20 protein-coding genes are annotated in these 23,034 nt (G+C 70.2%); 3 read left to right on the top strand and 17 right to left on the bottom strand.

Translation table 11 applies throughout. The features are described 5' to 3' along the window. The first annotated feature begins 13 nt into the window (after positions 1-13). Positions 14-469, top strand: coding sequence for a MarR family winged helix-turn-helix transcriptional regulator (locus MUY22_RS11990; RefSeq protein WP_247059568.1), 456 nt, complete (start codon positions 14-16; stop codon positions 467-469). A 10-nt stretch (positions 470-479) separates the two neighbouring features. Here MUY22_RS11990 and dnaB read toward each other — a convergent pair whose 3' ends face one another. The 12 genes from dnaB to MUY22_RS11930 form a co-directional block, all read right to left on the bottom strand. After that, positions 480-1,886 carry a replicative DNA helicase gene (gene dnaB / locus MUY22_RS11985; protein ID WP_247059567.1) on the bottom strand — a complete coding sequence of 469 codons (1,407 nt, stop codon included), beginning with the start codon at positions 1,884-1,886 and terminating at the stop codon, positions 480-482. Positions 1,887-2,395: 509 nt separating this feature from the next. Continuing rightward, positions 2,396-3,184 (bottom strand): ESX secretion-associated protein EspG, encoded by a 789-nt coding sequence (locus tag MUY22_RS11980; RefSeq protein WP_247059566.1) that lies wholly within the window; start codon positions 3,182-3,184, stop codon positions 2,396-2,398. Positions 3,185-3,272: 88 nt separating this feature from the next. Further along, positions 3,273-4,688, bottom strand: coding sequence for a hypothetical protein (locus tag MUY22_RS11975; RefSeq protein ID WP_247059564.1), 1,416 nt, complete (start codon positions 4,686-4,688; stop codon positions 3,273-3,275). Between the two features lies 1 nt (position 4,689). Beyond that, positions 4,690-5,292: a DUF3558 domain-containing protein gene (locus MUY22_RS11970; RefSeq protein ID WP_247059563.1), complete on the bottom strand. Its 603-nt coding sequence runs from the start codon at positions 5,290-5,292 to the stop codon at positions 4,690-4,692. Continuing rightward, complete coding sequence (locus tag MUY22_RS11965; protein ID WP_247059562.1) at positions 5,289-5,642, bottom strand: hypothetical protein; 354 nt, start codon at positions 5,640-5,642, stop codon at positions 5,289-5,291. The genes MUY22_RS11970 and MUY22_RS11965 overlap by 4 nt, the downstream gene beginning before the upstream one ends. A gap of 127 nt (positions 5,643-5,769) precedes the next feature. Beyond that, positions 5,770-6,225 (bottom strand): 50S ribosomal protein L9, encoded by a 456-nt coding sequence (gene rplI, locus MUY22_RS11960; RefSeq protein ID WP_247059561.1) that lies wholly within the window; start codon positions 6,223-6,225, stop codon positions 5,770-5,772. A 12-nt stretch (positions 6,226-6,237) separates the two neighbouring features. After that, positions 6,238-6,486, bottom strand: coding sequence for a 30S ribosomal protein S18 (gene rpsR / locus MUY22_RS11955; protein WP_003098744.1), 249 nt, complete (start codon positions 6,484-6,486; stop codon positions 6,238-6,240). A 41-nt stretch (positions 6,487-6,527) separates the two neighbouring features. After that, positions 6,528-7,058: a single-stranded DNA-binding protein gene (locus MUY22_RS11950; RefSeq protein WP_247059560.1), complete on the bottom strand. Its 531-nt coding sequence runs from the start codon at positions 7,056-7,058 to the stop codon at positions 6,528-6,530. A gap of 17 nt (positions 7,059-7,075) precedes the next feature. After that, complete coding sequence (gene rpsF / locus MUY22_RS11945) at positions 7,076-7,411, bottom strand: 30S ribosomal protein S6 (RefSeq protein ID WP_247059559.1); 336 nt, start codon at positions 7,409-7,411, stop codon at positions 7,076-7,078. A gap of 113 nt (positions 7,412-7,524) precedes the next feature. Further along, the gene (locus tag MUY22_RS11940; protein ID WP_247059558.1) at positions 7,525-8,439 is read right to left on the bottom strand and encodes a hypothetical protein; all 915 of its coding nucleotides are present in this window, start codon (positions 8,437-8,439) and stop codon (positions 7,525-7,527) included. A gap of 100 nt (positions 8,440-8,539) precedes the next feature. After that, on the bottom strand, positions 8,540-9,415 hold the full coding sequence (locus MUY22_RS11935) for a hypothetical protein (RefSeq protein ID WP_247059556.1): 876 nt from the start codon (positions 9,413-9,415) through the stop codon (positions 8,540-8,542). Between the two features lie 121 nt (positions 9,416-9,536). Further along, complete coding sequence (locus MUY22_RS11930) at positions 9,537-10,358, bottom strand: hypothetical protein (protein ID WP_247059555.1); 822 nt, start codon at positions 10,356-10,358, stop codon at positions 9,537-9,539. A gap of 114 nt (positions 10,359-10,472) precedes the next feature. Here MUY22_RS11930 and MUY22_RS11925 point away from each other — a divergent pair, with 114 nt between their 5' ends. Further along, the gene (locus MUY22_RS11925) at positions 10,473-11,246 is read left to right on the top strand and encodes a deoxyribonuclease IV (protein WP_247059553.1); all 774 of its coding nucleotides are present in this window, start codon (positions 10,473-10,475) and stop codon (positions 11,244-11,246) included. Here MUY22_RS11925 and MUY22_RS11920 read toward each other — a convergent pair. Continuing rightward, the gene (locus MUY22_RS11920; protein ID WP_247059551.1) at positions 11,243-12,793 is read right to left on the bottom strand and encodes a glycosyltransferase family 87 protein; all 1,551 of its coding nucleotides are present in this window, start codon (positions 12,791-12,793) and stop codon (positions 11,243-11,245) included. The two genes, MUY22_RS11925 and MUY22_RS11920, sit on opposite strands and share 4 nt — an antisense overlap. 48 nt (positions 12,794-12,841) lie before the next feature. Next, positions 12,842-13,900 carry an ROK family transcriptional regulator gene (locus MUY22_RS11915; RefSeq protein ID WP_247059549.1) on the bottom strand — a complete coding sequence of 353 codons (1,059 nt, stop codon included), beginning with the start codon at positions 13,898-13,900 and terminating at the stop codon, positions 12,842-12,844. A 56-nt stretch (positions 13,901-13,956) separates the two neighbouring features. Between MUY22_RS11915 and MUY22_RS11910 the strand changes: the two genes are divergently transcribed. Beyond that, the gene (locus MUY22_RS11910; protein ID WP_247059547.1) at positions 13,957-15,003 is read left to right on the top strand and encodes a Gfo/Idh/MocA family oxidoreductase; all 1,047 of its coding nucleotides are present in this window, start codon (positions 13,957-13,959) and stop codon (positions 15,001-15,003) included. Positions 15,004-15,072: 69 nt separating this feature from the next. Here the strand turns inward: MUY22_RS11910 and MUY22_RS11905 are convergent, their stop codons facing one another. From MUY22_RS11905 to MUY22_RS11895, 3 genes are all read right to left on the bottom strand, one after another. Next, positions 15,073-17,541, bottom strand: a complete 2,469-nt coding sequence (locus MUY22_RS11905; RefSeq protein ID WP_247059544.1) for a transglycosylase domain-containing protein — start codon at positions 17,539-17,541, stop codon at positions 15,073-15,075. 78 nt (positions 17,542-17,619) lie between these two features. Next, entirely contained in the window at positions 17,620-19,887 is a 2,268-nt protein-coding gene (locus MUY22_RS11900; RefSeq protein ID WP_247063828.1) for a transglycosylase domain-containing protein, read from the bottom strand. Between the two features lie 342 nt (positions 19,888-20,229). Then, positions 20,230-22,710 (bottom strand): transglycosylase domain-containing protein, encoded by a 2,481-nt coding sequence (locus MUY22_RS11895; protein ID WP_247059542.1) that lies wholly within the window; start codon positions 22,708-22,710, stop codon positions 20,230-20,232. Between the last annotated feature and the right edge of the window lie 324 nt (positions 22,711-23,034).

Below are 23,034 nucleotides of genomic sequence, written 5' to 3'. Positions count from 1 at the left end.
GAGTGGAGCAACCATGACGGACGCGGTGGCCGAGGTCGAGCGCGCGATGATCGCGATCCGCCGCAGCCAGCAGCGGCGGGCGCTGAGCCGGATCGCCAAGGAGCGCGGCCGCGGCGGGCACGACCCGGTGCACGAGCTGCTCGACGTCGTCGAGGAGCTCGCCGAACGCGGCGAGGCCGGCACGGTGACGGCGCTGAGCACGGCGATGGGCGTCGACCAGCCGCGCGCGAGCCGGCTGGTCGCGCGCGCGGTCGAGCAGGGGCTTCTCCGGCGCGAAGCCGATCAGCACGACGGACGGCGTGCGGTGCTCGTGCCGACGGAGGCCGGTCAGGCCCACCTCGACGAGCTGCACACCTTCCGCCGCGCGGTGTTCGCCGAGGTCATGGCCGGCTGGCCGGCCGACGACCGCGAGAACTTCGGCCGGCTGCTGACGGCGTTCGTCCGCGGGTACGGCGAACTCGGCCGCTAGTCGCTACCGCCTAGTCGTGGGACAGGTCGACGAAGCGGCTGTAGTGCAGCTGGTGCGCGACGACGATCGTCGCGGTCGGGCCGGCACGGTGCTTCGCGATGATCAGGTCCGCCTCGCCGGCGCGCGGGTCGTCCCGCTCCCAGGCGTCCGGCCGGTTGACCAGGATGACGAGGTCGGCGTCCTGCTCCAGTGAGCCGGACTCACGCAGGTCGGACAGCATCGGGCGCTTGTCGGTCCGCTGCTCGGGACCACGGTTCAGCTGGCTGATCGCGATCACCGGGACCTCGATCTCCTTCGCCAGCAGCTTCATCTGCCGCGAGAACTCCGAGACTTCCTGCTGCCGCGACTCGACGCGCTTGCCGGACGTCATCAGCTGCAGGTAGTCGAGGACCACGAGCTTGAGGTCGTGCCGCTGCTTCAGCCGGCGGGCCTTCGCGCGGATCTCCATCATCGTCATGTTCGGCGAGTCGTCGACGAACAGCGGTGCTTCGGAGACTTCGCTCATCCGGCGGGCCAGGCGCGTCCAGTCGTCGTCGGACATCTTGCCACCGCGCATGTCGGCGAGGCGGATCTTCGCCTCGGCCGAGAGCATGCGCATGACGATCTCGGTCCGGCTCATTTCCAGCGAGAAGATGACGCTGGTCAGGCCGTGCCGGATGGACGCCGAGCGCGCGAAGTCCAGCCCCAGCGTCGACTTGCCGACACCGGGACGCGCGGCGACGATGATCATCTGGCCCGGGTGCAGGCCGTTCGTCAGCTCGTCGAAGTCGGTGAAGCCGGTCGGGATGCCCTGGGACTGCCCGCCGCGGGACGCGATCGCGTCGATCTCGTCCATCGTCGGCTGCAGCAGCTCTTCCAGCGCGACGTAGTCCTCGCTGGTCCGGCGCTCGGTGACGTCGTAGATCGCGGCCTGGGCGCGGTCGACGACCTCGTCGATGTTCGCGCCGTCCGCGGCCGCCGCGCCGTAGCCGTACTGCACGATCCGGGTGCCCGCCTCGACCAGCCGGCGCAGCACCGCCTTCTCCGCGACGATCTCCGCGTAGAAGCCGGCGTTCGCCGCTGTCGGCACCGTCGCGATCAGGGTGTGCAGGTACGGCGCGCCGCCGATGCGGCCCAGCTCGCCCCGGCGCTCCAGCTCGGCGGAGATGGTGATCGGGTCGGCGGGCTCGCCACGGCCGTAGAGGTCGAGGATGCAGTCGTAGATCGCCTGGTGCGCCGGGCGGTAGAAGTCGTCGGGGCCGAGGGCCTCGATGACGTCGGCGACGGCGTCCTTGGACAGCAGCATGCCGCCGAGCACGGACTGCTCGGCCGTGATGTCCTGCGGCGGCTGGCGGTCGAACCCGCCACCGGAGCCGGGGTCGCTCGGACCCGGGTCGTTCTCCGCATACATCGGACCGCGGTCGTCGGTCAGCGCCACCGCTCCGGACACCTCCTCGTCATCATGCGAACACCCGTTCGATTATGCCGGAACTTCACTCTCGAAGCACGTGGCGCGAGCCGCGCCACCAGTCCTCTTCCGCCGTGTCCCCCGATGATCGGCGAAGACGGGTCATGAGTGTCCGACCGCCACGCCGGACACCACCGTGAGTACCGGCTCGGCGGGGACGCTATGTCCCCCGGAAGGCCGAAAGCAATTCAGGGTGGGGACCCATCTGTGGACAACCTGTGGATGAATGGGGGCAACCAGTCACAGGTGCCGCGATAGCTGTGGACAAGTTGGGGACAAGGGTGATCGGCATCCGCGAATCCCCAGCTCAGGGCCTGTGAGTAAGGTGTGGAGAACTTCCGCAAAACTCGTGCGGCGTGTCGTGTGAAACCCGTCGCTCGGCGTGTCGTGGACCAGCTCAGGCCCATTGACCCCCACAGCCTGTGGATGAAAACTACGGACGGTAGAGGCGTAACCCGGTGGGCTGAACGGCCGTCGCGTCACGCCGCGGTGAGCCGGCCCTGTGCGCTGCGTAACCGATCGGCGAGAACGCGCTGGTCGGCCGGGGTGAAGGCGATCCGGCTCTCCCCACGCCCCGGAATCTCCTCGGTCAGCCAGCGGCCTTCCGAGGTATCGATGTAGTTCACCGGCCGTTCGATGCGATGCCACGATCCGGTACGGCTGCGGGCCGCGACGTACAGGCTGCCGCTCCCCATTCGGCGTAGCGCGAGGATCCGCCGGAGCTCGTCGGCCTCCTGCGAGCCGTCGGCCGGCCGGTCGTTGCGCATCAGGGCGAAGCCGTCATCGTCGCGGCGGCCGCCGCCCTCGAGCTGGCTCTTCGGCACCGCGATCGGCGTCCCACGGCCCGGCGCGAGCTTCGGGATCTGGCCGAGGAAGTCGTCCAGCACTTCACCGGGACGGGTCGACTCCAGCACGACGACGTCCAGCTGCTCGTGCTTGGCCAGCACGAACGCCTCGCCGCCGGCGCTCCCGGCCAGCAGCCGGTAGCTGACCGCCTTGCCCTGGAAACCGCCGTCCACCCAGCCGTAGTACTCCAGCTGCGGCCGCGCGACGGCTTCGATCGTCGCGACGAACCCCGGGTGCATGCCGCGCGGCCCGAACAGGCCCGCCTTGGTGAGCTCGGCGTTGACGCGCTCGTCTTCGGCGCGCTGGGCCTCGTCGCTGTACCAGGTCGGCGTCTCGGCCAGCACCGTGTGCGGCTCCCCGCCACGGCGCCGGATCAGGTTGATCACGGTGCCGGTCGAAAGGGTGACCTGCCTGTCCAGCACCGCTCTTCCCCCTAGTGAAGATCAGCTTTGATGAACCCGGAAAGCCGGGCGCGCCCATCTTGGCACGCGCCCGGTGGCCCCGCGTGCGTTACTCGCCGATGACCGGCGGCGCGGTCAGCTCGTCCGTGCCGAAGATGTCGTTCGGGTCGTCGCCGAGCAGGTACTTCGACGTGCGTTCCTCGTCGCCGCCGCCCTGGCCCTTCGCGCCGTGGCCCATGCCGCCCATGCCACCCATCCCGGTGGAGCCGCCGCGCCCGGCCGCCGCGCCGCCCGCGCCCATCGCACCGCCGGCTCCGGCCCCCATGCCGCCGCGGCCGGCGCCGGACGCGCCCGGCATCGCCGCGCCGGTCGAGCTCCCGGGCCCGAAGCCGCCGCTGCCACCCGGCCCGAAGCCCGCCGTCGGGTCGCCGATCCCGCCGACTCCACCGACCCCGCTCGAGCCGCCCGGTCCGAAACCGCCGGCACCGCCGCCCGAGAAGCTCGGGCTGCTCCCCGGCCCGAACCCCGGCATGCCGGGCACGTCCGAAGGCGAGAAGCCCGACGAGTGCGTGCCGTCGGAGTTGAAGTTCGGCGGGGTGTAGTTCCCCGTCGGGATCTTGGACGGGTCGTAGTTCCCGCCGGGGACCTGCGACGGGTCGAAGCCCGGCACCTTGGACGGGTCGTAGCTCCCGCCCGGCACCTTGGACGGGTCGTAGCTCCCGCCCGGCACCTTCGACGGGTCGAAGCTGCCGCCGGGGACGTTCGGGCTGCCGAAGGACGGGACGCTGCCCGGTCCCGGCATGTTCACACCGCCGGGACCGCCACCCGGACCCCCACCGGGGCCGCCGCCCGGGCCGCCGCTGCGTTCTGACCCGTCGCCGGTGCCGTTCTTGTCGTCCTTCTTCTTGCCGTTCTTGTCCTGGTCGACGGCGACGTTCTCCTGCTGCCCCTGCAGCGCGGAGTACGTCGGCATCTTCTGGCCGTTGTCGTTGCTCGACTTGTAGTAGGTGTTGAAGGCGTCGACGTTGGCCTGGCCCTTGGTGTTGTAGTCGCGGATCGCCCGGTCGGTGTCGGTCGTCCACGGCGTCACCGCGTTGAGCAGGTTGTTCTTCGGCGGGTCCTTCGGGACCTCCTGCACCTGGGCGTGCACCGTGGTGAAGGCGTTGTTCTGCTCGCCGAGGTACTTGTCGGAGTCGGTCAGCTTGGTGCCCGAGTCCTCCATCCAGGTCCGCAGCGGGTGCGCGCCCGCGTTCTGCGCCGCCTCGGAACCGCCGCCGGTCCAGGCCGCGTCCATGTCCTTGGCCAGGCCGTCGATCGTGGTGAGCCGGTCCTGGTAGGCGCCCTTCAGCCGGCTCGCCGCCGCCTGGCCGTTCGAGATCGAGCCCGTGCCGGGGCCGGTGGTGATCTGGTTCCAGATGTCGTAGCAGTCGATCTTGCGATCACCCTGCACGGAGTTGTGGTCGTCCGAGTGCGTGGTCGCCATGTTGTACGCGGCGAAGCCGCCGAGCAGGACCAGTTCGAGCATCTCAGCCCCCCATCAAGGTCTGGATCATCGACTCGCCGAACTTCTGCACCACCGCGCAGGGGTCCGTCGCGCCGGCGCCGTTGTCGTACTGCACCAGGATGTTGACCGCCAGCTGGTCGGTCACCCCGATGAAGACGCCGCACTTGCCGTCCTTGCGGTCGTCCACCGCGGCGGCGTAGACGGCGGGGTACCCGTAGGCCTGCGTCTCTTCGAAGTAGGCGTCGTTCGCCTTGGTGTCGTAGACGTCCTGGAGCCCGTTCTTGTTCGCCGTCACCGTGGTCACGTCGATCTGGTTGCCCGGATCGGCGGCCTCCTGGAAGGTGCAGCTCGGGCCGTTCGCCGTGGTGCGCGGGGTGCCGTCGCCGAGGGCGAGCTTGGCCCGGCCGGTCGCGTCGATCGTCGTGCAGGCGTCCGACGTGATGTTCGCGGTGTTCAGCGGGCTCGGCACCCGCGGCGCGGAGTCGGCGGCCGAGCGCGACGTCTCGCTGCCGCCGGAATCGGCGGTCGGCGCCGGGTTGGCGGTGCCCCCGGTCTTGCTGGAGCAGCCGGCGACCGCGAGCACGGCGAAGGCCACGGCCGGGACGGCGAGCAGTCGGCGGTTCACGTGGCCTGGTTCCCCGTCTTCGAGAGGTCGGCCTGCGTGTCCGACTCCTTGGTGGTGATCTTCTGCTTCGCGGCGGTCAGCGCCTCGATGTAGTTCTTGACGTACTCCTGCATCTTCTTGTTCTGCTCGAGGAACGCCTTGCCGGACGGGTTCGCGAGCTTCTCCCAGTCGCCGCTGGCGAACTCCTTGCCGGGCGCCTTGACGTTCGCCATCAGGTTGGCGTCGTCGTAGTCGCGCTTCAGGTCGGCCTGGAGGTCCTGCCACTGCTTGATGACGCCGTCGATCTTGGCGGCGTCGAACGTGAACCCGCCGCCACCGGCCAGCGCGGACATGTTGACCTCGTTACCCATCCGGATCCATCCCCTTCGCGTCCCCGCCCATTCTCCTACGACGTGGCCGTTGTGTCCGGGGTTCCCCCGAAACGCGTGAAGGCGGGCCGCCCACCAGGGGCGACCCGCCTTCAGCACGTGCTACTGGCTACTTGGCCTTGACCTCGAGCCGGACCTCGACCTTGACGTCGGGGTGCAGCCGGGCGCCGACCGAGTGCTTGCCGACCGTCTTGATGTGGTCGCGCAGCTCGATGACGCGCTTGTCGAGCAGCGGGCCACCGGCCGCCTTGATCGCGTCCACGATCTCGGCCGAGGTGATCGAGCCGAAGAGCTTCTTCGAGCCCTCGGCCGACTTGCCGGTGAGCTGGATGGCGCCGAGGCCCTCCAGCGTCGCCTTGATCTCCTTGGCGTGGTCGAGGTCGCGGATGCGACGGCTCTCCTGCGCGCGCTGGATCGTGCGGACGTTCTTCTCCGCGCCCTTGGTGGCCGCGATCGCGTAACCCCGCGGGAGCAGGTAGTTGCGCGCGTAACCGTCCTTGACCTCGACGATGTCGCCGGGGCCGCCGAGGTTGGCCACGTCGGTGGTGAGGATGATCTTCGCCATCTCCGGGCCTCCTTAGCGCGCGGTCGAGGTGTAGGGCAGCAGCGCCATTTCGCGGGAGTTCTTGACCGCGATGGCGATGTCACGCTGGTGCTGGCTGCAGTTGCCGGTGACGCGACGGGCACGGATCTTGCCGCGGTCGGAGATGTACTTCCGCAGCAGGTTGGTGTCCTTGTAGTCGATCAGTTCCGGACGGCCCTTTTTCTCGGCCTTGCAGAACACGCAGACCTTCTTCTTGGGCTTGCGAATGGGTGGCTTGGCCACTGGTTACTCCTGGAATTCAACTCTTGTGGATGTGTACGAGATCAGAAGGGAGGCTCGTCGGAGAAGCCACCGCCACCGCCACCGCTGCTCGCGGCCGGGGCGGAGCCCCACGGGTCGTCGGCCGGCATTCCGCCGCCACCGCCGCCACCGCGGTTTCCGCCGCCGCCGCCACCGCCGCCGCCGAAGTCACCACCGCCGCCGCCACCGCGGCTGACCTTGTTGACCTTGGCCGTGGCGTAGCGCAGCGAGGGGCCGATCTCGTCGACCTCGAGCTCGACGACGGTGCGCTTCTCGCCTTCCTTCGTCTCGAACGACCGCTGCTTCAGCCGGCCCTGGACGACGACGCGAGCGCCGCGCGTCAGCGACTCGGCGACGTTCTCCGCCGCCTGCCGCCAGATGTTGCAGCGCAGGAACAGCGCCTCGCCGTCCTTCCACTCGCCCGACTGCTTGTCGAGCGTGCGGGGCGTGGACGCGACGGTGAAGTTCGCGACCGCCGCACCGGACGGGGTGAAACGCAGTTCCGGGTCGGACGTCAGGTTGCCGATCACCGTGATGACGGTGTCTCCAGCCATCGGGAATACCCTTCGGCTCAGGCCTTGGCGGCGACGACGGGCGGCTTGGCCGCGGCGGCGCGCTTGATCTCGCGACGCATGACCTTGGTGCGGAGCACGGTCTCCTGAAGCGACAGCTGGCGGTCCAGCTCCTTCACCGCGTCCGAGGACGAGTTCAGGTCCAGCAGGGCGTAGATGCCCTCGGCGTGCTTCTTGATCTCGTACGAGAGCCGGCGCCGGCCCCAGACGTCGACCTTCTCGACGCTTCCGCCCGAAGTGCGGATCACGTTGAGGAAGGTGTCCAGCGTCGGAGCGACAGTGCGCTCGTCGAGCGTGGGGTCCAGGATGACCATTACCTCGTAATGGCGTGACACAACCACTCACCTCCTATGGGCTCGCGGCCACGGACTGTCCGTAGCAGGAGGGTTTGTCCAGGTAAGGCTACCTGGGGGTGCCGATCGGACCGGACGGCGGGGTCGGCTGGGGCTCAGGCGGCCCGGCGCAGGACCCAGGTCCGCACGAGCGCCGCGGTGACGCCCGCGAGCACGATCACCGCGAGCAGCATCGGCAGCTGGACGTCGTCCGGGCCGACGGGCGAGGACATCGACTGCGCGTTGCCGGCGTCGCGGATGTCGGCGCCCTGGCCGGCCTGGTCGCCGGTGCCGACCTGCGGCGCGGAGGCGTCACCGGGCAGCGTGCCGTTGGCCGGGTAACGCACCCCCGGCGCGACGGCGGTGCCCGGGGTCGCGGTGGGGAGGCCGCTGTAGTCGCGCATCGGCGCGGTGCCGCCACTGCCGCCCGCGGTGCCCGGGTTCAGGTTCGAGAGGTTGCCGGTCGAGCCGCCGCCGGGGCTGGTCGCGGTCCCGCCACCCGGCTGCGCACCGGTCCCGCCGGCACCGGGCTGGCCGCCCGGGGTGCTCGGCGCGACGTAGTTGGCGGCGAGCAGGGTGAGGTTGCAGCTCTTGGCGACCGTGCTTTCGACGCTGTTCAGCGTCTTGTTCCAGTCCAAGCCGAGACCCAGCGAGTGGGAGTTGGCCAGCGCCGTGCGCACTGCCTTGCCGATCGCTGCGCCGGTGGCCGCGCCGCCGGCCGAGTTCGGCACCTGACCCACGGGAATGGCTTGGATACCGGCGATCGAGTCACCGGCCCAAGCGCCTACCGCGAGCGTGCCGGCGTTGTTGGCACCGTTCGTGACCAGTGTTTTGACGGATGCTCCGGTGATCGCGACCTGATCGCTCATCTGCCCGGAGACCGTGCCCGTGCAGCTGTTGCTCACAACCTGCTGGCTGGCGGAGGCGGTGCCCGCGGACAGGAAGGCGCCCCCGGTGACGAAGGTGGCGATGGCGGTGACGGTCAGTGCGCGGCGGGTCGTCTGCCAGGTGGGGATCTTCCGCACGAGCACTGACCTCCGGAGGTCTATCGGGGCGTCGTCCTGGGCAACAGCAACACCAGGTGTACCAGGCTCAACGACGGGGATACGTGAAAGATACTCGGCAGTCGGCTCAATTGGCAGCGGCCATCCGGCGGAGCACCCAGGTGCGGACCAGGCCCGCGCTGACTCCGGAGAGTGCCAGAACGGCGATCAGCAGGGGCAGGTTCGACCCGTTCGTGAAACCGTCCTGTGCGGACGGTAGCGCTTCGGCCTGTCCTGCGGTCTGGATCCCGGAGTTGCCGGCGGCCGCGTCGTTCGGTCCGGTGAGGCCGTACTGCGGGGCGTAACCCGGGATCTGGCTGCCGTACCGGATCGCCGGCGACGGCGTGAACAACCCGGCCGTCGCGAACGGGATGCCGCCGTAGTCGCGCATCGGCGCGTAGCCGGTGCCGACGGAGAACGGGAAGCCACCGAACACCGGGCTCGTCGCGAAGCCGGGCAGGAGCGGGCTGTTGGCGTCCGGGATCGGGGTGGTGCCCTGCGGGGTCCCGCCCTGCGGCGCACCCCCGGTCCCACCCTGGGCGGGCGGCTGCTGCGGGTTGCCACCGGTGCCGGGCGACTGGCCGGGCGCCGGCTGACCGCCACCGCTAAGAGCCTTGCCGACATCGCCGGTCGCTTTGCTGATGCCGTTGGTGGTGCCGGCGACGGCGCCGTTCACCGCGCTCGCGGCGGGAGCACCGATAACCGGCACCGGGGCCACGACCGTATCCACGACTTTGACTGTGATCTTGCAAAGGCTGCCGAGCAGGCCGCCGAGGATGTCGGTGACGGATTTGATGCCCAGCGGGGTGGAAATCAAATCGCCGGGCTTCACGGTGACCGTGTCGCCACAGTTGGCTTTGACGGTGTCCGCCGAGGCGGTGCCCGGCACGCCCAGCACAGCCGAGCCTGCGAGGACGAACGCCGTCGCACCGACCGCCGTTGCTCTGCGTGCCCGGTTCTCCATGCTCGCCGCCCTTGTCTCGTGCCCTCTGCCCAGGACAACGACGTTAAGGCAGACGAGTAACGCCCGCTCGCTCAGGAATGTCCGGCATTCGAGTGGAAGCGGGCGTTACGGTGGGTGAATCTCACGCGGGGCGGCGACGGATCCAGGCTCGGACGAGGGCCGCCGCGACGATCGCGAGGGCCAGCACCGCGAGCAGCATCGGCAGTTTCGCCGGCGGCGTGACGCCGGGGAGCGCCACCGCGGAGCCGGACTTCTGCTCGTCGACCGTCGGGACCTGCGCGCCCGGGATGATCTGGGCGATCACCGGCACCTGCACCAGGCTGCCGGGCAGCAGCGCGGCGTTGGTGAAGACGCCCGAGATCGCGTCACCCGGCAGGCCCGCGCCACCGGCACCGGTGAGCACCGGGCCGAGGCTGTCGCCGGGCGGGGTCTGCCCGGGAGGCGTCTGGCCCGGCGGCGTCGTCGGCGGGGGCGGCTGCTGGGGCGGCGTCGTCGGCGGCGGTGTTCCGGGCGGCACGGGCAGCTGCGGCGCGCCGACGTCTTGCAGGATGCTCTGTGTCGTGTTCCCGACGGCGTTGACCGTGCCCTGCGCGACGGGGCAGACGGCCTTCGCGGCGACGTCGCCGACCACCGGCACGTCACCGAGGCCGAGCGCCCGCACGGTGTCGCCGACCGGGAGGGTCAGCAGGGGCGCCGAGCCGTTCGTGTTCTTCGCGCTCGAGTCGAGGCCGACGGTCAGCCGGTCCGGGGAGTTGAGGGGCGCACCCGCGTCCAGCAGCAGGCCGTTCGGGCCGCTGCGGGCCTGGCCGTTCTGGAGGGTGGCCGCGCAGTCGCCGCCGAGGGTCGGACTGGAAGCGGCGCTTGCCACGCTTGGTGCCGCGAGGGCGGCGGAAGCGGCGAGCGTGAACCCCAGTGCGGTGATCCGGGCGACGTGCTTCCCCATCGATGCCCTCCGGCAGTCGGACCAATCTGGATCACGGAACGCGCTCACGGTACTCCACGAGCGTCACCATCCGGGTCCGCAGGCCGAAGTTCATCCGGGAGTAGCGTGCTCGGCATGCTGATTGGCGCCCATGTCCGTGACGACGACCCGTTGACCGCGGTCGCCGACCGCAAAGCCGACGTCGTCCAGTTCTTCCTCTCCGACCCCCAGGGCTGGAAAGCCCCGAAGCCGCACCCGCACGGCGAGGCCATCCTGGCCGACCCGGTCGAGGTGTTCATCCACTCGCCGTACCTCATCAACGTGGCGTCGCTGAACAACAAGATCCGGATCCCGTCCCGCAAGAACGTCACGCAGCACGCGGACGGGGCCGCCGCGGTCGGCGCGAAGGGCCTGATCGTGCACGGCGGGCACGTCGGCGCCAACGACGACGTCGAGGCCGGGCTCGACAACTGGCGCAAGCTCTTCGAGCGCGAGCAGGAGAAGGGCGGCTTCAAGGTCCCGATCCTGATCGAGAACACCGCCGGCGGCGAGAACGCGATCACCCGCGACCTCGACGTCATCGCCCGGCTGTGGGACAAGGTCGGCGAGTTCGGCGCCGGGTTCTGCCTGGACACCTGCCACGCCTACGCCGCCGGCTGGGACCTCGCGATCGCCGTCGGGAAGGTCAAGGCCATCACCGGCCGGATCGACCTGGTGCACCTCAACAACTCCCGCGACGAGTTCGGCTCGACGCGGGACCGGCACGCGAACGTCGTCGAGGGTGAGGGCACGATCGACCCCGAGGCCCTGGTCGCGGTCGCCCGCGAAGCCGGCGCCCCGGTGATCGTCGAAACGCCGGCCGACGGCCAGGCCGCCGACATCGCGTACCTGAAGGAACAGCTGGGTTAGACGGCCACGGCTCGCCGGCGGCGCCGGGTGGCGTTCGGGATGATCACGTCCCGGGCGCCGTCGAGGAAGCCGCCTGCCGGGTCGTCGTCGCCGGCGATCCGGACCAGGTCGGTCGCCGGGCGGTAGATCTCGCGGACCACCAGCACGCACAGGCCGACGACGGCCAGGTCGCGGAGCACGACCGTGCCCAGGAAGAAGCCTTCGGGCAGGCCCTTGTGGTCGACGCCGAGGTAGTAGAACATCCGCGGCACCCACACCAGCGCGTCGATCAGCATCCAGCCGAGCAGCAGCCGCCAGCGCGGGATGGCCAGCACGGCCAGCGGCACCAGCCACAGCGAGTACTGCGGGCTCCACACCTTGTTGGTCAGCAGGAACGCGGCCACGACGAGGAACGCAAGCTGCCCCAGCCGCGGCCGTCGCGGCGCCGCCAGCGCCACGTACGCGATGCCCGCGCAGCAGGCCAGGAACAGCACGGCGATCGTCCAGTTGAGGTAGGTCGGCGGCTGGTTCTTCTGCAGCACGCCGTCGAACCCGGCCCAGCCGGTCGTGTACGAGAAGACGTTGTAGAGCGAGTCCGGGTCCATCGGCCGCAGGGTGTTCAGCCGGAAGAACTCCCACCAGCCGCGGGTCGCGGTGAGGATGAACGGCGCGTTCACCGCCACCCACGTCACGACGGCGGCCGCGGCGGTGCGCCAGAACGGCGTCAGCTTCCCCGCGCGCAGGCAGAGCACGAACAGCACGCCGAGCAGGAGCAGCGGGTAGAGCTTCGCCGTCGCGCCCAGGCCGAGCAGGAGCCCGGCGAGCAGCGGCCGTTTCCGGGACCAGGCGAGCAGGCCGGTGGCCGTGAACGCGGTCGCGATCGCGTCGAAGTTGGTGAACGCGTGCACCAGGACCAGCGGTGACGCCGCCACGAGCACCATGTCCCACGGCCGGCGTTTCATCGTCCGGCCGGTGGCCCAGACGGTGACCAGCCAGGCCATCGACAGGAAGAACGCGGAAATGTCGAAGTAGATCGCCACGGGCAACGCGCCGGGCAGCCAGCCGGTCTCGGCGATGTTGAGCCAGCCCGCCGCGAGCTTCGCGTTCACCCACTGGAAGAGCCCGGTGAACACCGGGTACTCCATGTACCGGGTGTCGTTCTCCGCGGTCTGCGAGCTCTCCTTCCACGACGTGTAGTACGGGAAGGTGCTCGGCCGGTCGAGCCGCTCGGAGCTGTAGAGCGGCACGATGTCGGAGTAACACATCGCGACGAACGGGCGGCCCGCGCGCCAGTCGAGCTGGGTGGCGCCGCTGGAGTCCTGGTACTGCTGGATGCAGGAGCCCTTGCCGAACCAGCAGAGCATCAGGGCCAGCGTCGCCAGCAGCAGCCCGACGCGCTGCGGGGACCAGAACCAGTGCCTGCCGACCGCGGCGTGCTCGCCCAGCGGCCCGCCGACGGGTCTGGTGACCGCCGCCGCGAGTGGGTCGTTCCAGCTCGGGACGACCCGATCCGCCCTGCTCAGCGTCACGGGGCCGGGGTCCGGCTCGCGCGTGGTCTCCTCTGGCACGACCGGGATGTTATCGGTGATCGCCCGATGGCGAAGTGAAGGCGACGATCATGCCGGATTCGCGTAGTACGAGGCCAGGACCTCGGCGGCCGCGCCACGCGTGACGATCTCCTCGCCGAAGGAGTCCTCGACGACCTCGATGCGCTGCCAGTGCGGCAGCGGCAGCAGCTCCTCGAGCCGCTCCGAAACGGCGTCACGGTAAGTGCCCGGTTCGTCCCGCACCGCGCGTCCGGCCAGCACGATCCGTTCCAGATCGAGCACCTGGACGAGGTCGGCGAGGCCGATCCCGAGGAAACCGGCGGCGGCCCGCGTGCCGGGGGCCTGCTTGGCCATGATCTCGACGCAGCCGCGCCGCCCGCAGGCGCAGCGGGGGCCGTCGTAGGCGATCGTGGTGTGCCCGAACTCACCCGCGTTGGTCCGCGGGCCGCGGTAGAGGTGCCCGTCGATCAGCAGGCCGACGCCGATGCCGGTACCGACCAGCACGACCGCCGTCGCCGTCGGCTCGCCGTGCGGCCACAGCTGGGCGAACGCGGCGGCGTTGGTGTCCTTGTCCAGCACCACCGGCAGCCCGGTGCGCTTCTCGAGCAGGTCACGCAGCGGCACGTCGTGCCAGCCGGGCATGCTCGTCGCGTCGCGGACCAGGCCGGCGAGGTGGTCCAGCGGGCCGACCGCGCCCAGGCCGAGGCCGAGCACTCCGAAGCCGTCCGCGAGTTCGAGCGCGGTGGTCCCGATGGCTTCGACGGCCTGGTCGGGGGTGAACCCGACCGGGAGCGGACCGCCCGCCGTCTCCTCGACCTCGCCGATGAGGTTGGTCCGCAGGACGCGGTACTCGTCGCGGTCGAGGCGCGCGCCGAGCGCGTGGCGGGCGCCGGAGCGGACGGTCAGCTGCGTGCGGGGCTTGCCGACGCCCGCGGACGGCTGCCGCTCTTCGTCCAGGAGGCCGGCGTCGAGCAGTTCGGGCACGATCTTGGACACGGCCTGCTGGGTGAGGCCGGTGCGTTCGGCGAGCTCGACCCGGCTGAGGCCACCGGCCCGCAGGATGTGCGTGAGCAGGAGGGCGCGGTTGTGCTCGCGCACGTTGCGCAGGTTCCGCCCGGTGGCCGCCATGGTCTAGATCCTCGCATGCCTGGTCAATTTCGCAACACTGTTGTTTAATGGGCGCCATGGTTGACGACTTGCGGGTGGGCATCCTCGGCTACGGCATCGGGGGACGCGTCTTCCACGCACCGCTGGTGGCGGCGACGCCCGGACTGACCCCCGCGGTGATCACGACGTCGAGCAACGCCGTCCAGGCGCGCACCGACAACCCCGGCGCGGAGATCGTCCCGGACGCCGACGCGCTGTTCGAGCGCGCGGGCGAGCTCGACCTGATCGTGGTCAGCACACCGAACCGCACGCACGTCCCGCTCGCGCTGCGGGCCATCGCGGCCGGCGTGCCGGTGGTCGTCGACAAGCCGTTCGCGCCGACCGCGGCCGAGGCCGAGCAGGTCGTCGCCGCGGCGAAGGCGGCGGGCGTCGGGCTCACCGTCTTCCAGAACCGCCGCCTCGACTCCGACTTCCTCACCGTGCGGCAGGTCCTCGACTCGGGCCGCCTCGGCGAGGTGTTCCGCTTCGAGTCCCGCTACGACCGCTGGGTGCCCAAGCCGAAGGACAACTGGCGCGAGTTCGGGGACCCGGCCGAGGCGGGCGGGCTGCTCTACGACCTCGGCGCGCACATCGTCGACCAGGCGCTGCAGCTGTTCGGCCCGGTCACCCGGGTCTACGCGGAGGTCGACCGCCGTCGGGCAGGCGTCCAGGTCGACGACGACGTCTTCGTCGCGCTGCACCACGCCAACGGCGTCCGGTCGCAGCTGTGGGCGTCGGCGCTCGCGGGCACCCAGAACCCGCGGTTCCGCGTGCTCGGCGACCAGGCGACGTTCACCAAGTACGGCCTCGACGTCCAGGAACCCCAGATCAAGACGGGCATGCGCCCCGGCGACGACGGCTGGGGCGTGGAACCGGCGGCGGACGCGGGCAAGATCGGCGTCGGCAACGACGTCAAGACCGTGCCCACCGAAACCGGTCGCTACGAGCAGTTCTACGCCCAGGTGCGCGACGCCCTGCGCGGCGAAGGCGAGTTCCCGGTCGACCCGGAGTCGTCGGTCGCGGCCCTGCGCGTGATCGAGGCGGCGCACCGCTCCGGCGTCGAAGGGATCGTCGTCGAGCTCTGACCCCAGACCGGCCGTGACCTCGGTGTCCCCCAGCTCCGAGGTCACGGCCTTCTCTTTGTGAAACGCGGGTCAGCCGCCCGGATCCGGGTCGCCGCTCTGGCCGGAGTCGTTGCCCCCGTTGCCGTTCCCGTTGTTCCCGGTCGTGTTGTTCCCCGTGGCGTTGCCGTTGTTGCCGCCGCCGTTGCGGTTGCGCTGGCGGTCCTGCAGCTCCTGAAGCCGTTGCTGGAACTGGCGGAGCTGGTCCTGCTGTTGCTGCCGGTCGCCGGGCTGGGCCTGGTTCCGCTGGTCGCGCGGCTGCTGTTGCTGCTGCTGTTGCGGCGGCGGGGGCAACTGGACTTCCACCTGCTGCTGGTCCACCGGCGAGCTGATCGCCGCCACGCGGTCGAAGCGTTCGGCCGGTTTGCCCTGCAGGTACAGCTGCATGAAGCGGTCCCAGATCGGGCCCGCCAGCGTCGACCCGAACAGCGGCGCGCCACCCGGGCCGTGCAGCGCCTTGTCGCCGTCGCTGCCCACCCAGACCGCCGCCGAGACCGACGGCGTGTAGCCGACCATCCACGTCTGGGCGTTCGCGTTGGCGGCCGACGCCGGTTCGTCGTTCTGCGGGGTGTGCTGCTGGGTGCCGGTCTTGCCCGCGCACTCGTGGCCGGCCGGGCAGGTCAGGTGCGAGAACTGGATGACCGGCGCCAGCGCCGCCGTCACGTTGCCCGCGATCTGCGCGCTCTTGGCCGCGTCGTTGTCGGCGAACGCGTCCGTGGACCGGTCCTGGGCCTCGTACGCCGTTTCGCCGTTCGCGTTGGTCACCTTCTGCACGAAGTGACGCTGACGCTGGACGCCGCCCGCCGCGAACGTCGCGTAGCCCGAGGCCATGTCCGCCGGCGTCACCTGCGTCGCGCCGCCGCCGATCGAGATGTTGTTGTCACCGGTGAACAACGCGCTGCGGCCGCCGTTGTCCTTCGTGCGGACACCCGCTTCCTGCGCGGCTTCCGCCACCCCGGACGGCTTCGTCACGTTCAGCACCATGTCGTAGAACACCGTGTTCGTGGACCGCTGCATCGCCTCCGCGACCGTGCACTCGTCGGAACAGCTGCTGCTGTCACCCGCGTTGCGGATCGGCAGGTCGACGCCGGGGAACGTCCGCGGTGAGGTGCCGTCGAACCGCGCGTCGAGACCGCGGCCGAGCTTGAGGAACGCGGCCAGGTCGAACGGCTTCATCGACGACCCGGGGTTGTGCGCCTCGTCGGCCCAGTCGCGGCCGGCCTGGTCTTCGCCGTTCGGGCCCTTCACCACCGGATCGCCGCCGTAGTAGGCGAGCACGCCGCCGGTCTTCGGGTCGACGGCGACCAGCGCGTCGAGGATCTGGGTGTCGGTCTGCTCGGCCATCTGCTCGGTCACGGCCTGCTCGGCCGACTGCTGCGCCTGCGAGTCGATCGTGGTGAACACCTGGAACCCGCCGCGGTAGTACTCCTGCTCGCTGATCCCCTGCGCCGCCAGCTCGGCCTTGACCTGCTTCTTGACGAACGGGTTCAGCGCGCCGGCCTGCTTGCTCTCCACCAGCGGGATCGGGGCCGGGAACTTCGCCGCGGCGCGCTGGGCCGGTGTCAGGTAACCGTTCTTGAGCATCCGGTCCAGCGCCGTCGTCCAGCGGGCCGTGGCGACGGCGGTGTTCTCCGAGCGGCCCGGCTGCTGGATCAGCCCGGCCAGCAACGCGGCCTGCGAGTAGTCGAGCTGGCCGACGTCCTGGCCGAAGTAGGCCTGCGCGGCGGCCTGGATGCCGTACGCGCCGCGGCCGAAGTAGATGATGTTGAGGTAGGCGGTGATGATGTCCGCCTTCTCGTAGGTCTGGTTCATCTTGAACGACTTCGCGAGCTCGGTCCACTTGCGCGTGAGCGTCGGGTCGTCGTCGCCGGACGCGTTCTTGATGTACTGCTGGGAAATCGTCGAACCACCACCGGACCCGCCGGTGACCTGGTTGTACGCCGCCCGCAGGATGCCGCCGACGTCGAAGCCCGAGTTCGTCTCGAACGACGCGTCCTCGGTCGCGATCACGGCTTTCTTGACGACGTCCGGGATCTGGTTCGCCGCCAGGATCTGCCGGTTGCCGCCGGTGGGCACGTCCTTGCCCATCTCGGTGCCGTCGCGGTAGAGGTACGTCACGGCCTGGCCCTGCGCCTGCGCGACGGTCTCCGGTGACGGGACGTCGACGGCGAGGTAGGTGATCGCGAACGCGATCCCGGGTACGACGACGAACAGCCCCGCCGCCACGTACCCGATCCGCCGGATCCGCCGCCAGCGCCGTTTCCGCACGTCCTGCTCGGTGCTCGGCCGGGGCCGCCGCGGCGGCTGACCCGGGCGGGGCAGCAGGATCGGCACCGTCGGCGGGTCGTCCGGCTCGGTGCCGTTGTGGACGTGGTGGGTGATCAGCTCCGGTTCGCTGCCCTGCAGCCCGGCGCGGGGCAGCGGCCGGGCGCCCGGCCGCCGGGGACGTTGACGGGGATCGGGAGCGCGACCGCGCGAAGTGCGGGTTCGGTCGTTGGTCACGGGCCGGCCTCCACGGTGGGCTGCGGACGCAGTCCTCTCGGAGGGCACACGTACCGCGGCCCACCGTGGTTCAGGCCGTCAGCGGCCCGGATCGTCCCCCGAGGTCGGCGTCTCCTTCGACGACGTCGGCTTCGTGTGCTTCGGCGTGCTCTCCTGCGACGACGACTGGTCGCCGTCGTGGCCGTGGTCGTCGCCGTCGTTCCCGCCGTTGTCGCCCTGGTCGCCGCCCTGGTCGGGGTTCTCGCCCGTGGGCGTCGCGTCGGTCGTCGTCGCGACGTCCGACGACGGCGGCGGGGCGACCTCGCCGCCGATGCGGTCCACCTTGTCGAACTTCTCGCCCGGCTTGCCCGCCAGGTAGAGCGACATGAACTTCTGCCACATCGGGCCGGCGATCGTCGAGCCGTAGATCGGCGAGTTGTTCTTGCCGTGCAGCGGCTTGTTGCCGTCGCCGCCGACCCAGGCCGCCACCGAGACGGACGGCGTGTAGCCGACCATCCACGTCTGCGAGTTCGCGTTCGCCGCCCACGACGGCTCACCCGCGGTCTTCGTGTGCTGCTGCGTCCCGGTCTTGCCGGCGCACTCGTGGCCGGCCGGGCACTTCAGGTGCGAGAAGTCGATGACCGGCTTCAGCGCTTCGGTGACGTTCCCGGCGATCTGCCGGCTCTTGTCCGAGTCGCTGTCGAACGCGGGCTTGGCGTCGGTCGGCGCTTCGTACGCGACTTCGTCCTGCCCGTTGACGACCTTCGTCACGAAGTGCCGCGCGCGCTGCTCGCCGTTGGCCGCGAAGGTCGCGTACGCGGAGGCCATGTCGACCGGCGTGATCTGCGTTTCGCCACCGCCGAGCGAGATGTTGTTGTCCTTGGTCGAAATGATCGACTGGCCGCCGTCGTCCTTGGTCGTGACGCCGGCCTCCTGCGCGGCCTGCTTGACCGGGCCCTGCTTGGTGTCGTTGAGGACCATGTCGTAGAACACCGTGTTCGCCGAACGCATCATCGCCTCGGAGACGGTGCACTGCGTCGAGCAGCTGCTGCCCGGGCCGGCGTTGCGGACGACGCGGCCGTCGAACGTCCGGTTGTTGGAGCCGTCGAACGTCGAGTCGAGGCCCTTGCCCATCTTGAGGAACGCCGTGAGGTCGAACGCCTTCATCGACGAACCCGGGTTCTGCGGGGTGTCCGCCCAGTCGCGTCCGGCCTGGTCCTGCCCGTTGACCTGGATGATCGGCTTGCCGCCGTAGTAGGCGAGCACACCGCCGGTCTTCGGGTCGACCGCGACGAGCGCGTTGAGCAGCTGGTCGTCGACCTGGCCCTTCATCGCTTCGGTGGCCGCCTGTTCCGCGGCCTGCTGCGCCTTCGGGTCGATCGTCGTGTGCACCTGGAAGCCGCCGGAGTAGTAGCGGTCCTCCGGGATGTCGTGCGCGGCGAGCTCGTCCTTCACCTGCTGCACGACGAACGCGGGCGGCGCGCCGGCCTGCTGCTTGCTGTCCTCGAGCGGGATCGGCGTCGGGAACTGCGCCGACTGGCGCTCGGCCGCGCTGATGTAGTTGTTCTTCAGCATCCGGTCGAGCGCCGTGGTCCAGCGGTCGTGCGCGACCTTGTCGTTCTCCGACCGGCCCGGCTGCTGGATCAGGCCGGCGAGCAGCGCCGCTTCCGAGTAGGTCAGGTCCTTCGCGTCCTTGTGGAAGAAAGCCTGTGACGCCGCGCCCACCCCGTACGCCCCGCGCCCGAAGTAGATGATGTTCAGGTACGCGGTGATGATGTCCTTCTTCTCGTACGTCTGGTTCATCTTGAAGGACTTGGCCAGCTCGGTCCACTTGCGCGTCAACGTCGGGGCGTCGTTGTCGGTGGCCTTCTTGATGTACTGCTGCGAAATCGTCGAACCACCGCCGGTACCGCCGGTGGCGTTGTTGAACACCGCGCGCAGCAGGCCGCCGACGTCGAAGCCGGAGTTCGTCTCGAACGAGTCGTCCTCGGTCGCGATCGCCGCGTGCTTCATGATGTCGGGGATCTGGTCCGGGCTGAGCAGCACCCGGTTGCCGCCGCGCGGCACGTCCTTGCCCATCGGCGAGTTGTCGGCGTAGAAGTACGTCACCGCCTGGCTCTGGTTCTGCGCGACCTCCGTCGGCGACGGGACGTCGACCAGGAAGTACGTGATGACGAACGCGATCGCCGGGAGCACGACGAACACCCCGACGACGCCGTAGCCGACGCGCCGGATGATCTTCCAGCGCCGCTTCTTGCGTTGTTCCGGGGTGAGGACCGGCTTGCCGTCGCCGTCCGGCTCGACGTCGTCGTAGGCGTCCTGCTCCTCGTACGCGTGGTGCGTCATCAGCTCGGGCCCGCCGCTCATCGGCGGCGGCTCGGGCCGGTAGCCGCGCGGCTGCTGCCACGGCTGCTGCGGCTGCGCCGGGGGTTGCTGCTGCGGCCGGCCCCCGGGCGGCGTCGGCGGGCGGCGCGGGCCCTGGCCGCGGGGTCCCTGTGGTCCGGACGGCCCCTGACGGCGCGGATCAGGACCCTGGCCGGGCCAGGAGCGGGATCGATCGTCGGGCACGGGGCAGTCCTCCAGTCAGTGTGGGCGGCAATGGTCGCCACCCCTGTTGGAAGGGACGCGCGTGAACCCCGTGGGTTGCCGGATGATCACCCCGGAAACGGTTCAGGGCCCTCCGCGATCGCGGAGGGCCCTGAACGTCGGCTATCCCGGGCCTGCGCCCGGTGGGGCAGCGATCCCGCCACCACCTCCGTTGCCGAACGTGTTGCCGATCCCGGGATCGGGAGTTCCCGGCGGGCCGGGTCGCGTCCGGCTCGTCTTCGTGGTCGACGTGTTCGTCTCGGTGTCCGTCGGCTCGGTGCTGGTGGTCGTCTCCGGGGTGCTCGGCGGCGGCGTCGTGGTGGTCGGCGTGTCCGGCGGCTTCGACTGCGTGGTCGTCACGTCGTTGACGTCCTTGCCGATCGCCTGCACCTTGTCGAACTTCTCCGCCGGTTTGCCCTTGAGGTAGAGCTTCATGAAGTTTTCCCACGTCGGACCGGCGACGGTGGCACCGAAGATCGGCTTGTTCTTCGGGTCGTGCAGCGGCTTGTTGCCGTCACCGCCGACCCAGACCGCGGCCGACACGGACGGCGTGTAACCCACCATCCACGTCTGCGCGTTGCGGTCCTTGTACGCGGCCGGGTCGCTGTCCTTCGCCGTGTACTGCTGCGTACCGGTCTTGCCGGCGCACTCGTGGCCGGTGGGGCACTTCAGGTTCGAGTGCGCGATGACCGGCTGCAGCGCCTCGGTGACGTTGCCCGCGATCTGCTGGCTCTTCGACGCGTCGTCGGCGAACGCCGGGTTGGTCTTGATGTTGTTCTCGTCGAACTCCACCTCGTCCTGCCCGTTCGTCAACTTCCCGACGAAGTGCTGCTCGTGGTAGACACCGCCGCTGGCGAACGACGCGTACGCCGCCGCCATGTCCTCCGGCGTCACGGCCGTGCCACCACCACCGAGCGAGATGTTGTTGTCGTCGGTGTAGAGGACGCTCTTGCCGTCCGGCGCGACCTTGACCCCGGCTTCCTTCGCCGCTTCCGCGACCCGCGACGGCTTCGTCACGTTCAGGACCATGTCGTAGAACACGGTGTTCGCCGAGATCTCCATCGCCTTCGCGACGGTGCAGTCCTTTCCGCAGCTGGCGCTGTCACCCGCGTTCCGGACGACACGCCCGCCCAGCGACCGGTTGTTCGAGCCGTCGAACGTCTCGCCGAGGCCCTTGCCCATCTTCAGGAACGCCGTGAGGTCGAACGCCTTCACCGACGAACCCGGGTTGCGGGCCTGGTTGGCGCGGTCCTGGGCGATCTGGTCCTTGCCGCTGGCGTCCTTCACCAGCTCCGGACCGCCGTAGTAGGCGATCACCCCGCCCGTTTTCGGGTTGACCGCGACCAGCGCGTTCAGCAGGTTCTCGTCCGTCTGGCCCTTCATGCCTTCCTGGGACGCCTGCTCCGCCGCGGCCTGGGCCGCCGGGTCGATCGTGGTGTAGATCTTGGCGCCGGTCGAGAACAGCTTGTTCTCGTCGTAGCCCTTGGCCGCCAGCTCGTCCTTGATCCGCTGCTGGAGCTGGTAGGTCATCTTCCCCGAGTCCTGCTCCTTGTTGGAGTTCTTCGGGATCGGGGTCGGGTACTGGAAGCCGGCGCGTTCGTCCGCGCGCAGCCACTTGTTGGCGACCATCTGGTCCATCACGTACGCCCACCGCTTCTGGGCGTACGCCTCGTTTTCCGAGCGGCCGGGGCCCTGGATCAGGCCGGCCAGCAGGGAGGCCTCGGAGGCGTTGAGGTCCTTGGCGTCCTTGTTGAAGTAGGCCTTGGCGGCCGCCTGAATGCCGTTCGCCCCGCGTCCGAAGTAGACGATGTTCAGGTAGGAAGTGATGATCTCTTCCTTGGACTGCTGGTTGTTCATCTTGAACGACTTCGCCAGCTCGGTCCACTTGCGGGTCAGCGTCTGCTGGTCGTTCTGCGTCGCCTGCTTGATGTACTGCTGGGAGATCGTCGAACCACCACCCTGGCCGCCGGTCACCTGGTTGAAGACCGCGCGCAGGATGCCGGTGACGTCGAAGCCCGAGTTGGTCTCGAACGTCGCGTCCTCCGCCGAGTAGACGGCGTGCTTGACGACCTCGGGCACCTCGCCCGGCTTCAGCAGCTGGCGGTCGCCGCCCGGGGGCAGCTCGCGGCCCAGCTGCTGGCCGTTGGCGTCGAAATAGGTGATCGGCTGGCTCTGCAGCGCCTTGATGCTCTCCGGCGTCGGCACGTCGACCAGGAAGTAGGTGATGACGAACGCGATCGCGGGCACCACGACGAACAACCCGAAGAAGACGTACGCGCACCGGCGGATGATCTTCCAGCGGCGCTTCTTCTTCTGCGCCGGCGTCAGGACCCTCTTGCCCTTTTCGTCGAGCTCTTCCTGGGGCTCGACGTCGTCCGCGTACTCGTTGAAGGCGGCGTCTTCGTAGCCGTCGTCGTACGGGTCGCGGCCGATGTCGTCGGTGCCGTTGTGCGCGTGGTGGGTGATCAGGTCCGGCTCGCGCCCGGGCGGCGGCACCGGACGGCGGCCGGGCGGTGGCTGGCGGAAGCCCTGCGGCGGCGACCCGGGCGGACCCTGCTGCGGCCGCTGGCCGGGCGGCGGCGGGACCGGCCGGCGCGCCGGCATGCCCTGCTGCCGGGGTCGCTGCGGACGGCGCGCGGGTTCGTCGGCGGGCCACTGGGGACCGCCTTCGTCGCCGGCCGGCCACTCGGGCGCGGCGCCACGGCCGCTGGGGACACCGCGCGGCGGCGTGCCGCGCTGGGGTCGCCGGGGGGCTTCTTCGCCGGGCCAGGCCGGTCCGGGGTCTTCCCCCGGCCACGGGCCTGACTGGGCACGGCGAGGTGCATCTGGCTCCTGGCCGGGCCAGGAGCGGTTGCGATCGTCGTTCACGAATGGGCCTCCCAGACCGGCGCCCGGTAGTGCGCCGTTCTGCGCTCTTCAGCGGTAGTG

The sequence above is a fragment of the Amycolatopsis sp. WQ 127309 genome, from assembly GCF_023023025.1.
GTDB lineage: Bacteria > Actinomycetota > Actinomycetes > Mycobacteriales > Pseudonocardiaceae > Amycolatopsis.
This window is presented reverse-complemented; position numbering and strand designations above follow the sequence as displayed.